Annotated in this window: 12 protein-coding genes; 11 read left to right on the top strand and 1 reads right to left on the bottom strand. The window is 39.6% G+C overall.

Going from position 1 to position 12,794, the window contains the following annotated elements; all coding sequences use genetic code 11:
* Positions 1 to 6: 6 nt before the first annotated feature.
* Positions 7 to 678, bottom strand: coding sequence for an L-serine ammonia-lyase, iron-sulfur-dependent subunit beta (sdaAB, locus tag HMPREF2780_RS06185; RefSeq protein ID WP_008808056.1), 672 nt, complete (start codon positions 676 to 678; stop codon positions 7 to 9).
* Between the two features lie 325 nt (positions 679 to 1,003).
* Between sdaAB and HMPREF2780_RS06180 the strand changes: the two genes are divergently transcribed.
* The 11 genes from HMPREF2780_RS06180 to HMPREF2780_RS06130 all read left to right on the top strand — a co-directional run bounded on the left by HMPREF2780_RS06180 (position 1,004) and on the right by HMPREF2780_RS06130 (position 12,707).
* Positions 1,004 to 1,567 (top strand): aggregation-promoting factor, encoded by a 564-nt coding sequence (locus tag HMPREF2780_RS06180; RefSeq protein ID WP_045634542.1) that lies wholly within the window; start codon positions 1,004 to 1,006, stop codon positions 1,565 to 1,567.
* A gap of 210 nt (positions 1,568 to 1,777) precedes the next feature.
* The gene (mnmA, locus tag HMPREF2780_RS06175; protein ID WP_105026378.1) at positions 1,778 to 2,899 is read left to right on the top strand and encodes a tRNA 2-thiouridine(34) synthase MnmA; all 1,122 of its coding nucleotides are present in this window, start codon (positions 1,778 to 1,780) and stop codon (positions 2,897 to 2,899) included.
* 137 nt (positions 2,900 to 3,036) lie between these two features.
* A complete protein-coding gene (mnmG, locus tag HMPREF2780_RS06170; RefSeq protein ID WP_105026391.1) occupies positions 3,037 to 4,956 on the top strand; it encodes a tRNA uridine-5-carboxymethylaminomethyl(34) synthesis enzyme MnmG in 1,920 nt (639 codons plus the stop codon).
* A 342-nt stretch (positions 4,957 to 5,298) separates the two neighbouring features.
* Positions 5,299 to 7,278, top strand: coding sequence for a DHH family phosphoesterase (locus HMPREF2780_RS06165; protein WP_199774048.1), 1,980 nt, complete (start codon positions 5,299 to 5,301; stop codon positions 7,276 to 7,278).
* Positions 7,275 to 7,727: a 50S ribosomal protein L9 gene (gene rplI, locus HMPREF2780_RS06160; RefSeq protein ID WP_011999581.1), complete on the top strand. Its 453-nt coding sequence runs from the start codon at positions 7,275 to 7,277 to the stop codon at positions 7,725 to 7,727. Before HMPREF2780_RS06165 ends, rplI begins: the two co-directional genes overlap by 4 nt.
* Positions 7,728 to 7,753: 26 nt before the next feature.
* Positions 7,754 to 9,109 (top strand): replicative DNA helicase, encoded by a 1,356-nt coding sequence (dnaB, locus tag HMPREF2780_RS06155; RefSeq protein ID WP_008808062.1) that lies wholly within the window; start codon positions 7,754 to 7,756, stop codon positions 9,107 to 9,109.
* Between the two features lies 1 nt (position 9,110).
* The gene (locus tag HMPREF2780_RS06150) at positions 9,111 to 9,401 is read left to right on the top strand and encodes a Veg family protein (RefSeq protein ID WP_011999582.1); all 291 of its coding nucleotides are present in this window, start codon (positions 9,111 to 9,113) and stop codon (positions 9,399 to 9,401) included.
* Positions 9,402 to 9,525: 124 nt separating this feature from the next.
* Complete coding sequence (locus tag HMPREF2780_RS06145) at positions 9,526 to 10,713, top strand: pyridoxal phosphate-dependent aminotransferase (protein ID WP_048777298.1); 1,188 nt, start codon at positions 9,526 to 9,528, stop codon at positions 10,711 to 10,713.
* The gene (gene recO, locus HMPREF2780_RS06140; protein ID WP_105026376.1) at positions 10,691 to 11,473 is read left to right on the top strand and encodes a DNA repair protein RecO; all 783 of its coding nucleotides are present in this window, start codon (positions 10,691 to 10,693) and stop codon (positions 11,471 to 11,473) included. Before HMPREF2780_RS06145 ends, recO begins: the two co-directional genes overlap by 23 nt.
* On the top strand, positions 11,470 to 12,471 hold the full coding sequence (gene plsX / locus HMPREF2780_RS06135) for a phosphate acyltransferase PlsX (protein ID WP_045772604.1): 1,002 nt from the start codon (positions 11,470 to 11,472) through the stop codon (positions 12,469 to 12,471). The genes recO and plsX overlap by 4 nt, the downstream gene beginning before the upstream one ends.
* A complete protein-coding gene (locus HMPREF2780_RS06130) occupies positions 12,468 to 12,707 on the top strand; it encodes an acyl carrier protein (protein ID WP_008808067.1) in 240 nt (79 codons plus the stop codon). The genes plsX and HMPREF2780_RS06130 overlap by 4 nt, the downstream gene beginning before the upstream one ends.
* Positions 12,708 to 12,794 lie beyond the last annotated feature (87 nt).

The raw sequence follows: 12,794 nt of genomic DNA, 5'->3' as shown, positions 1-12,794 counted from the left end.
TTTCTCCTACTTAAAGAAATTTACATTATGTAGATGAGGAATATTTCGAATTTCTTCGACAGCTTCTTCACAGCTACGGCTGTCAACCTCAATAATCATTATGGCTTTCTCGCCAGCTTTTTCACGTGTGACATTCATTTGAGCAATGTTGATATTGTAACGTGAGAGGGCATCTGTAACGTGAGCAATCATACCAGGGACATCTTGATGAACAATGATGATAGTAGGTGTATTCATACTGAGTGAAACTGAAAAACCATTCAGCTCCGTTACTTGAATATTGCCCCCACCAATAGATACTCCAGTAACACTGATTGTTTTATGATCGTTTTTTATTGTAATTTTTGTTGTATTGGGATGTGGAGCATTACTATCTTTTTGAATAGACCAGACAACTTTGATACCTCGTTTATGGGCTATTTCTAGACTATTGGGAATCTCTGGATCATCCGTATCCATTCCTAAGATTCCTGCTACAAGAGCTAAATCAGTTCCGTGTCCTCGATATGTTTTAGCAAAAGAATTAAAAAGCTGAAATTCCACTTCAGTAGGTTCATCGTTAAATATAGAATAGACTATTTTTCCAATACGAACGGCTCCTGCTGTATGGCTACTAGATGGTCCAATCATTACAGGGCCAATAATATCAAAAACAGATTGAAATCTTAATGATGTCATGATTTCTCCTCGTGTAAAGTTCTATCTTCATTATAACAAAGTTAGGGGGTATCTGCTTCATTTTTAAATAAAAAATTATAAAATAACAAATCCTATAAATTAGGAAAATCATTTGAAAAACAAAATAAAATTTCTTATTTTAAGCCTTTTATAAGCTTTCTTTTTCTAATTTAAACAATTTTGTAACATTTATCATATACTTTAAAAATAGAGGTAACATAGAATCTGTATGATAGGAGTATAGCAAAATGATAGATATGAGACCAAGAAAAAATCATGAATATTTTGTATCTCGTTTTGCTAGTTACAAGAAAAGGAGAATAAAATGCAAGTACAGACATTTTTAAAAAATAAAACAAATACAGTAAAGACAGGTGTAGTAAGCTTAGCAGCTTTAGCTTTATTCCTACCAGTAATAGCAAACGCTGATAGTTATACCGTGAAGTCAGGAGATACACTTTCTGCTATTGCGACAGCTAATAATACAAGTGTTGAAAAGCTAGCTGAACTGAATAAAATTTCTGATGTAAATCTTATCCATGTTGGACAAGTCCTAGAAGTAGGAGAACAGAAGGAAAACAAGACAGAAACTACACCAACTACAACAACGCCTGAGACTAATAATACGAGTACAAACACAGCAAATGCTTCTTCAGGTTTAAGTGCAGAAGATGCAGAAGCTAAAGAATTTATCGCTCAAAAGGAATCAAGTGGTAGTTACACTGCTCAAAATGGTCAATATTATGGTCGATATCAATTAACCATTACATACTTGAATGGAGATCTCTCGCCTGAAAATCAAGAGAAAGTGGCAAATGAATATGTAACAAGTCGATATGGTTCATGGTCTGCTGCTAAAAACTTTTGGCTAGCAAATGGCTGGTATTAAAAGAAAACTCTCAATTTTGAGAGTTTTTTCTTTACACTATTGTAAACATTCTTGACAAAAAGTTAACTGGACTAGTAAAAGGGAGCATTTTCTATTTGTTTGTTCTTATAAAAATTTCGTGCTATAATAGAGCTTGCTCAAGCGACCTTCAATCGTTGAAAGCACAGCACGACCTTCAATCGTGAAATAACGAAAAGATGGGAGAACACAATGAGTGATAACTCTAAGATTCGTGTCGTTGTTGGTATGAGCGGAGGTGTTGATTCATCAGTAACTGCCTTGCTCTTGAAAGAGCAAGGTTACGATGTAATTGGCATCTTCATGAAAAACTGGGACGACACAGATGAATTTGGTGTCTGCACAGCCACAGAAGACTACAAGGATGTAGCAGCTGTTGCAGACCAGATTGGCATTCCTTACTACTCTGTCAACTTTGAGAAAGAGTACTGGGAACGTGTTTTTGAATACTTCTTGGCGGAATACCGAGCTGGTAGGACTCCGAATCCAGATGTCATGTGTAACAAGGAAATCAAGTTTAAAGCCTTCCTTGACTATGCCTTGACACTGGGCGCTGATTACGTTGCAACAGGTCACTATGCTCAGGTGAAGAGAGACCAAGACGGCCTTGTTCATATGTTACGTGGCAAGGACAATAATAAGGATCAGACATACTTCCTAAGTCAATTGTCGCAGGAACAGCTTCAAAAGACCATGTTTCCTTTAGGGCATTTAGAAAAGCCAGAAGTTCGAGCGATTGCTGAAAGAGCTGGTTTAGCTACAGCTAAGAAAAAAGATTCGACTGGCATTTGCTTTATTGGTGAGAAGAATTTTAAAGAATTTCTGAGTCAATATTTACCAGCCCAGCCTGGTCGGATGATGACCTTGGAAGGCCGAGATATGGGCCAGCATGCTGGGTTGATGTATTATACCATTGGCCAGCGGGGTGGTCTTGGAATTGGTGGACAACATGGCGGTGATAATGAGCCTTGGTTTGTGGTTGGAAAAGACCTCAGCCAAAATATCCTTTATGTGGGTCAAGGCTTTTACCATGACAACTTAATGTCAACCAGTCTTGACGCTAGTCAGGTTCATTTCACAAAAGAAATGCCAGAAGAATTTACTATGGAATGTACAGCTAAGTTCCGCTACCGTCAGCCTGATTCTAAGGTGACAGTACATGTCAAAGGAGACAAGGCAGAGGTCATCTTTGCGGAGCCACAGCGCGCCATTACACCAGGACAGGCAGTTGTCTTTTACGATGGCGAAGAGTGTTTAGGTGGCGGTTTAATTGACAAAGCTTATAAGAATGGTCAAGTCTTGCAGTACATTTAGATTGACAATTCAGTACAATCTGCTAAAATAAGATAAGCAATACCTATGATGGTCAAAGCTCATGGATGTTGCAGGCTTTTTTGTCCTGCACTTCTGGAGACTTGGCCTTTTTTGGTGAAAAAACGAAGGAAAAAGAAATGTCACACAATTTTACTGAAAGTTATGATATTATCGTGATTGGAGCAGGGCATGCTGGGGTTGAGGCATCGCTGGCTGCTAGTCGAATGGGTTGCAAGGTTCTTTTAACAACCATCAATATTGAGATGCTGGCCTTTATGCCTTGTAATCCCTCTATCGGAGGGTCTGCTAAAGGGATTGTTGTCCGTGAAGTAGATGCATTGGGCGGAGAAATGGCCAAGAATATTGACAAGAGCTATATCCAGATGAAAATGCTTAATACCGGCAAAGGCCCTGCAGTTCGGGCTCTTAGGGCCCAGGCGGATAAAGAGCTTTATTCCAAAGAAATGCGGAAGACTGTTGAAAATCAAGAAAATCTGACCTTGCGGCAAACCATGATTAATGAAATCTTGGTAGAAGATGGTAAGGTCATTGGGGTTAAAACGGCAACTCATCAGGAGTATGCAGCTAAAGCCGTCATTGTTACGACTGGAACAGCTTTGCGGGGAGAAATTATTATTGGTGATCTCAAGTATTCATCTGGTCCAAACCATAGCTTAGCAGCAATTCCTTTGGCAGATAATCTGCGTGACCTAGGATTTGAAATTGGTCGTTTTAAAACTGGAACTCCTCCACGTGTTAAGGCGTCATCTATCAATTATGACGTGACTGAGATTCAGCCAGGTGATGAAAAAGCCAATCATTTCTCTTACACATCTCGTGATGAAGACTATGTGAAAGATCAAGTGCCTTGCTGGTTGACTTATACCAATCCAGAAAGTCATGAAATTATTCAAAATAACCTGCATCGTGCTCCTATGTTTTCAGGTATCGTTAAGGGTGTGGGTCCTCGCTATTGCCCGTCAATTGAGGATAAGATTGTCCGTTTTGCGGACAAGGAACGCCACCAGCTTTTCTTAGAACCTGAGGGTCGTGATACAGAAGAGGTTTATGTGCAAGGGCTGTCAACTAGTTTGCCAGAAGATGTGCAGAAGGACTTGGTTCACTCTATCAAGGGTCTAGAAAATGCCGAAATGATGCGGACAGGCTATGCCATTGAGTACGATATGATTATGCCTCACCAGTTGCGGGCAACCTTGGAAACCAAGAAAATTTCAGGTCTCTTTACAGCAGGTCAGACAAATGGGACTTCTGGCTATGAAGAAGCTGCAGGTCAAGGGATTATCGCTGGGATTAATGCGGCCTTGAAAATCCAAGGTAAGCCGGAGTTAATCTTGAAGCGCAGTGATGGATACATTGGAGTCATGATTGATGATTTGGTCACCAAGGGAACCGTAGAACCTTATCGACTTTTGACTAGCCGAGCTGAGTACCGTTTGATTCTCCGCCATGACAATGCCGATATGCGTTTGACAGAGATGGGGCGAAAAATTGGTCTGGTAGATGATGAGCGCTGGGCTCGTTTCGAGATTAAAAAGAATCAATTTGACAATGAAATGAAGCGTTTGGAATCCATCAAGCTAAAACCTGTCAAGGAAACCAATGCTAAGGTAGAAGAGCTTGGCTTTAAGCCTCTGACAGATGCAGTAACTGCCAAAGAATTTATGCGACGTCCGGAAGTGTCTTACCAGGATGTGGTTCAGTTCATTGGTCCGGCGGCAGAGGAGCTTGATGAAAAGATTATCGAGCTAATTGAAACAGAGATTAAGTATGAAGGCTATATTTCCAAAGCTCTTGATCAGGTTGAAAAGATGAAGCGCATGGAAGAGAAGCGCATTCCGGCTAATATTGACTGGGATGATATTGATTCGATTGCGACAGAAGCAAGACAGAAGTTTAAGAAAATCAATCCAGAAACAATTGGTCAGGCGAGTCGTATTTCTGGTGTCAATCCAGCAGATATTTCTATTTTGATGGTTTATTTGGAAGGAAAAGCACGTAGTATTTCAAAAAATAAAGAAAAACAAAACCACGTTTAATAAAAAACGTGGTTTTTACACTATATTTACAATATTGTAAATATAGTGTAAATAATATTCGCCTGATATGGATTGAGTTTAAAAGCTTGTGAAAAAAAGAATTTTTAATTATTAAACATGACTAAATAACTAGCTTTCTTGAGTGGAGTAACCAATATGTTTACTTTGCTGTAAAATTGTTTTACAACTATGACAACAAACAATTAACTAGAGGATGATGCAATCCATCGAGAAATAATTACTAATTTTACAAAAAGTTTAAACATCACAAATAAGCTTAGAACCAGTAGAAACTCGCTTTTTTCTTGAATTTATGGTAAAATGGCGGATAAGAGGTTTGTGATGAAAAAATTTCATTTTGCCCCAATTCACTTTGTAATGCTGGGCGTTATTTCTTTTGGAATCTTAGCAGTTTTACTGCGAGCGTTTGGTGAAGGAACGCTTGTTTTGCTTGCTGCCTTCTTGGTGCTGGCCTTTTTGGTTTCCCTTCTAATTTATCAACAAAAGTTTTTTGAAACAGCAGAATTTGAACAAATTCAGTATGTTAATCACCATGCAGAAAATAGTTTGGCATCTTTACTAGATAAAATGCCTGTTGGAGTCATTAAAATTAAAGAAGAAACTGGTGAAGTTGAGTGGTTTAATCCCTATGCTGAGTTGCTTTGTACAACAGAAGATGGGGATTTTGATACACAAATGCTACAGCAGATGATGGAGACAGGCTTAGAAGGTTCTGGTCGCTACATGACAATCGGTGACAAGAAATATTCGATTTATCTGGATCGTTCCTCTAATGTTTTCTACTTTTTTGATGCTTCTAATGAGTATGATGCAACTGCAGAATTAGCAACTACACGCCCTGTTATTGGTATTATATCTGTTGATAACTATGATGATTTAGAAGATGTTGTATCAGATTCGGATATCAGTCAGATTAATAGTTTTGTTGCCAATTACATTGCTGAATTCTCTGATCGCCATCGTATGTTTTATCGTCGTGTAGGTATGGATCGTTTTTATCTTTTTACAGATTTTACGGTACTTGATCAGTTAATGCAGGATAAATTTTCAGTTATTGATCAATTTAGAATCGAGGCCAAGAATCGTGAAATTCCTCTGACTCTCAGTATGGGCTTTGCTTATGGGGATGGGGACCACGATCAAATTGGTAAAACGGCTTTGTTAAATCTAAACCTAGCTGAGGTTCGTGGAGGAGATCAGGCTGTTGTAAAAGAAAATGCTGATGGCAAGAATCCTATCTTCTTTGGAGGTGGCTCTGCTGCAGCTGTGAAACGTACACGTACACGTACTCGGGCCATGATGACAGCTATTTCGGATAAAATCCGTAGTGTTGATCAAGTTTTTGTTGTAGGTCATAAGAATTTGGATATGGATGCCTTGGGTTCGGCAGTTGGAATGCAACTTTTTGCAAGCAATTTAATTGATAAGACGTATGTTGTCTATGATCAGTATCAAATGGCTGCAGATATTGAGAGAGCTGTCAATAAACTCCAAGACGAAGGTCAGACTAATTTGGTAACTGTTGCAGAAGCTATGACGATGGTGACGGGAAACTCCTTACTCATTATGGTTGACCATTCTAAGCTCAGCTTGACCCTATCTAAGGATTTTTATAAACAGTTTTATCAGACTATTGTAATTGATCATCATCGACGGGATGATGACTTCCCAGAAAATGCTGTCATTACTTATATTGAAAGTGGAGCCAGCAGTGCTAGTGAGCTTGTGACGGAATTGCTTCAGTTCCAAAATTCTAAGAAAAATAGATTAAGTAAGATGCAAGCCAGTGTTTTGATGGCTGGAATGATGTTGGATACTAAGAATTTCACATCTCGCGTTACTAGTCGGACATTTGATGTGGCTAGTTATTTACGGACACGGGGCAGTGATAGTGTGACCATTCAAGATATTTCTGCAACTGATTTTGATGAATATCGGGCGGTCAACGAGCTGATCCTACGAGGTAATAAGATATTACCAAACGTCATCGTAGCTAGTGGGCCAGAAGATAAGAGTTATCAGACGGTCGCAATCAGTAAGGCAGCGGACACTATGCTTGCTATGTCGGGGATCGAAGCAACCTTTGTGGTAAGTAAAAATACGCAAGGTTATGTTTCGATTTCAGCTCGAAGTCGTAGTAAGATTAATGTCCAACGCATTATGGAAAATATGGGTGGTGGCGGCCACTTTAATCTAGCAGCTGCTCAGATTAAAGACCTTACGGTTGCAGAGGTTACTCGGAAATTAAATCAAGAAATCATTGATGAAGTGATCAAAAAAGAAGAGGAGATAGTAGAATGAAAGTTATTTTTTTAGCAGATGTGAAAGGTAAGGGCAAAAAAGGGGAAGTAAAGGAAGTTCCTACAGGATATGCTCAAAACTTTTTGATTAAGAAAAATTTAGCGAAAGAAGCAACTGCTCAAGCTATTGGTGAGTTGCGGGGTAAACAGAAATCTGAAGAAAAAGCTCATGCTGAATTAGTGGCAGAAGCTCAAGCAATTCAGGCCAAATTAGCAGAAGAAGCGACTTTGGTTGAATTTACTGAAAAAGTTGGTCCGGATGGTCGGACATTTGGCTCTATTACCAGCAAAAAAATTGCAGAAGAGTTAGAAAAACAATTTGGTATTAAGTTGGACAAACGCAATATCAAAGTGGATTCACCGATTCGTTCAGTAGGTCTGATTGATGTTCCAGTGAAGATTTACCAAGATATCACAGGTGTCATCAATCTGCGTGTCAAGGAAGGATAAGTAAGTAGGGGAGAGAGGAGTTCTTTATGGCAGAGATTGATGAATTACGAGCACAGCCTCAAGATATTTTAGCTGAGCAGTCTGTTCTGGGAGCTATTTTTCTTGATGAGAGCAAGCTCGTTTTCGTTCGTGAATATATCGAGCCAGCTGACTTCTTTAAGTATGCCAATCGTTTGATTTTCAAAGCCATGATTGATCTGGCTGATCGTGGTGATGCGATTGATGCGACGACTGTTCGCAATATTCTGGATAGCCAGGATGATTTACAGAACATTGGTGGACTCAGCTATTTGGTTGAAGTGGTTAACTCAGTGCCAACCTCTGCCAATGCGGAATATTATGCTAAAATCGTAGCTGAAAAAGCTATTTTGCGTCGCTTAATTGCTCGGTTGACAGACTCTATCAATCAAGCTTACGATGGAGCAAGCCCAGCAGATGAAATTATTGCTGGGGCGGAGAAGGCGCTCATTGATGTCAGTGAGAATGCTAACCGTAGTGGTTTTAAAAACATCAAAGATATCTTGAATATCAACTTTGAAAACTTGGAGGTTCGTTCTCAACAAACTTCTCATATCACAGGGATTGCGACTGGCTATCCTGAGTTGGATAAGATGACCACAGGTCTACATGAGGAAGAATTGATCATTTTGGCAGCACGTCCTGCGGTCGGAAAAACTGCTTTTGCCCTTAACATTGCTCAGAATATTGGGACCAAACTAGATAAGACTGTCGCTATTTTCTCTTTGGAAATGGGGGCAGAGAGCTTGGTAGACCGGATGTTGGCTTCTGAAGGAGTTATCAATTCGCATTCTATCCGTACAGGACAACTAAGCGATGAAGAATGGCAGAAAGTAACCATCGCTCAAGCAAATCTGGCACAAGCCAGCATTTATATTGATGATACACCAGGGATTCGGATTACAGAAATTCGCTCGCGGGCGAGAAAGTTGGCTCAAGAAACAGGCAATTTAGGCCTAATTTTGATTGACTATTTGCAGTTGATCACAGGAACCGGACGCGAAAATCGTCAGCAAGAGGTATCAGAAATTTCTCGTCAGCTGAAGATTTTAGCAAAAGAGTTAAAAGTACCAGTAATCGCCTTGAGTCAGCTCTCTCGTGGAGTAGAGCAACGACAAGATAAACGGCCAGTGCTGTCTGATATCCGGGAATCTGGATCTATCGAGCAGGATGCGGATATCGTAGCCTTTCTCTATCGGGATGATTATTATGATCGTGCTGGCGAGGAAGAAGAAGGTATTCCAAATAACAAGGTGGAAGTTATTATCGAGAAAAACCGTAGCGGTGCGCGTGGTACGGTAGAATTGATTTTCCAAAAAGAATACAACAAGTTCTCAAGTATTTCTAAAAGGGAGGAAGTATAAAATGAGTGATGCATTTACAGATGTAGCAAAAATGAAAAAAATTAAAGAAGACATCAAGGCACATGAGGGGCAGATTGTCGAGATGACTCTGGAAAATGGGCGGAAGCGTCAAAAGGATAAAAAAGGACGTTTGATTGAGGTTTATCCTTCTTTATTTATAGTAGAATATACAAATGACAATGTTCCAGCTGGAGACTCTGCAAGTACTTATGTAGAATCTTATACTTACTCAGATATTTTGACAGAAAAGAACTTGATTCGCTATTTTGATGATGAAAGCGAAGAACAATAAAGAAAGGATACAAGATTGGGCTTGAGCTGCAATCTTTTTCCTTTTGTGTGATTACAGTCAGTTTTTGCGACGGTCTTTTATTTGTAGTATAATATTTGAAAAGATAAAGATACGGAGGCAATGTATGGATTTAACGAAACGTTTTAATAAGAATTTAGATAAAATTGAAGTATCGATGATTCGTCAGTTTGATCAGTCCATATCAAGTATTCCCGGGGTTTTACGCCTAACTTTAGGTGAGCCAGATTTTACAACTCCGAACCATGTAAAAGAAGCGGCTAAGGTTGCCATTGATGCCGATCAGAGTCATTATACCGGTATGAGTGGTTTGCTTGAGCTAAGACAGGCAGCGAGCGAGTTTGTCAAAGAAAAATATAATTTAGACTATAAACCAGAAAGCGAAGTGTTGGTGACTATTGGTGCAACAGAAGCTTTGTCTGCAACCTTGACAGCTATCTTAGAAGAAGAAGATGTTGTTTTACTTCCCGCACCTGCTTATCCAGGATATGAGCCGATTGTTAATCTTGTAGGAGCTAAAATTGTCGAGATTGATACAACAGAAAATGATTTTGTCTTGACCCCTGAAATGCTAGAAAAGGCTATTTTGGAGCAAGGTGAAAAAGTCAAGGCTGTCATCCTGAACTATCCAGCCAATCCAACTGGTGTGACCTATTCTAGGGAGCAAATCCAGGAATTGGCAGTAGTGTTGAGTAAATATCCAGTCTTTGTTGTCTGTGATGAAGTTTATTCGGAGTTGACTTACAGAGAAGAGGCTCATGTTTCCATCGGTCAGTACCTACCTAAGCAAGCCATTGTTATCAATGGTCTTTCCAAATCTCATGCTATGACTGGTTGGCGATTAGGCTTTATCTTTGCGCCTGCTGAGTTTACCGCTCAGATCATCAAGAGCCACCAATATTTGGTAACAGCTGCAAATACTATGGCCCAATTTGCAGGGGTAGAAGCCTTATCGGCTGGAAAAGACGATGCTCTTCCTATGAAGAAGGAATACATCATAAGGCGAGATTATATCTTGGAAAAGATGAGGGACTTAGGCTTTAAAATTATAAAACCAGACGGTGCTTTTTATATCTTTGCTAAGATTCCGGATGGATTTACGCAGGATTCGTTCGCTTTTCTAAAAGATTTTGCTGAGAAAAAAGCTGTTGCTTTTATTCCAGGTGCAGCTTTTGGCCAGTATGGGGAAGGCTATATTCGGCTTTCCTATGCAGCTAGTATGGAGGTCATTCAAGAGGCTATGAAGCGACTCAAGGAGTACATGGAAGAATATGATGCAGTCCATCACGAGTAAAGCGTTGGTCCTCTATAATCGAAACTTTCGTGAAGACGACAAATTAGTAAAAATCTTTACAGAACAGGCTGGCAAGCGTATGTTTTTCGTGAAACATGCCACCAACTCTAAGCTGAGTCCTGTTATTCAACCCCTTACATTGGCAAATTTGCTTATGAAGGTGAATGATGATGGTCTGAGTTATATTCAGGATTACCAGGATGTCCAGCCTTTTACTCGGATTAATAGTGATTTATTCATCATGGCCTATGCAACCTATGTAGCAGCTCTGGCAGACGCTAGTATTCAGGATAATCAAGCAGATGCAGCTCTTTTCGCTTTTCTGACAAAAACCTTAGAGCTAATGGAAGCCGGTTTAGACCATGAGATTTTGACAAATATTTTTGAAGTTCAGATTTTGTCTCGTTTTGGTGTTTCTCTGAATTTCCATGAATGTGTCTTTTGTCACCGAACTGGATTACCTTTTGATTTTTCCTTTAAATTCAATGGTGTCCTCTGTCCAGACCACTATCATGAAGACGATCGTCGTTGTCATCTTCATCCTAATATCCCATTTTTACTTAATCAATTTCAGGCAGTGGAATATAGCACTCTGGAAACTATTTCACTAAAAGCAGAAATTAAGCAACAACTGCGCGAATTTATAGATCAAATTTACGACGATTATGTTGGAATTCATTTGAAATCAAAGAAATTTATTGATTCTCTAGGAGACTGGGGAAGTATTTTAAAAGATAAAGAAAATAAGGAGTCAATATGAAAAAAATTGCCATTGATGCTATGGGAGGCGACTTTGCCCCCCAAGCCTTGGTAGAAGGAGCTAATCAAGCTCTTCAAGAGTTTTCAGATATCGAGCTGATTTTATATGGAGATGAGGCCAAGATCAAGCAGTATCTGACTGCAAGTGAGCGAGTTAGCATTGTCCACACAGATGAAAAGATTAATTCTGATGATGAGCCAACCAAGGCCATTCGTCAAAAGAAGAACTCTAGCATGGTCTTAGCTGCTAAGGCTGTTAAAGCAGGAGAAGCAGATGCTGTTCTTTCTGCTGGGAATACAGGTGCACTTTTAGCGGCAGGCTTCTTTATCGTAGGTCGCATTAAAAACATTGATCGACCAGGTCTGTTGTCAACTCTACCAACCGTTGATGGTCAGGGATTTGATATGCTAGATTTAGGAGCTAATGCGGAAAATACAGCTCATCACCTATATCAGTATGCCAAGTTAGGATCTTTTTATGCTGAGAGCGTGAGAGGAATTAAGAAACCACGTGTAGGTCTTTTGAACAACGGGACAGAAAGTAGCAAGGGTGATCCTTTACGTAAGGAGACCTATGAACTACTTGCTGCAGATTCCTCTCTTAATTTTATTGGAAATGTGGAAGCGCGTGAGTTGATGAATGGTGTAGCTGATGTTGTAGTGACAGATGGATTCACCGGAAACGCAGTCTTAAAGTCTATTGAGGGAACAGCGCTCAGCATTATGGGGCAGCTTAAGAAGAGTATTTTAGGTGGTGGTCTCAAGGCCAAGTTGGGTGCCTTGCTTTTAAAAGATAGTCTGAAGGAACTAAAGTCTAGACTAGATTATTCTGATGCTGGAGGAGCCGTATTATTTGGTCTAAAAGCACCAGTTGTTAAGACTCACGGCTCAAGTGATGCAAAAACAGTTTGCAGTACGATTCGTCAAATTCGAACAATGCTACATACGGATGTGGTTGGTAAATCAGTTACAGAATTCTCAAAGGAGGAAACACAATGACGCAGGAAACAATCTACCAAAAGATCGTATCTATTATTCAAGAACGCCAAGGTAAAAGTTTTGAGGTAACTCCGGAATTAAGCTTTAAGGATAATCTTGGGGCGGATTCTGTTGATATGATGGAATTTATTCTGACCTTAGAAGACGAATTTGGAATTGACATTTTAGATGAAGATATTGATCGTCTATGCAGTGTTGCAGATGTAGTAGCATATATTGAGAAAAAAACAAAGTAGGCCTTGACCTACTTTTTTCTATATTTTGATAAGGAAGGTAGTTTAAATAAAAAAATCAATGGAAGTTAGACATAAAATACGGATACA

Source organism: Streptococcus sp. HMSC062B01 (assembly GCF_001811085.1).
Classification (GTDB): domain Bacteria; phylum Bacillota; class Bacilli; order Lactobacillales; family Streptococcaceae; genus Streptococcus; species Streptococcus gordonii.
The sequence above is the reverse complement of the archived record's forward strand: the minus strand, read 5'-3'. Positions and strand labels throughout refer to the sequence as shown.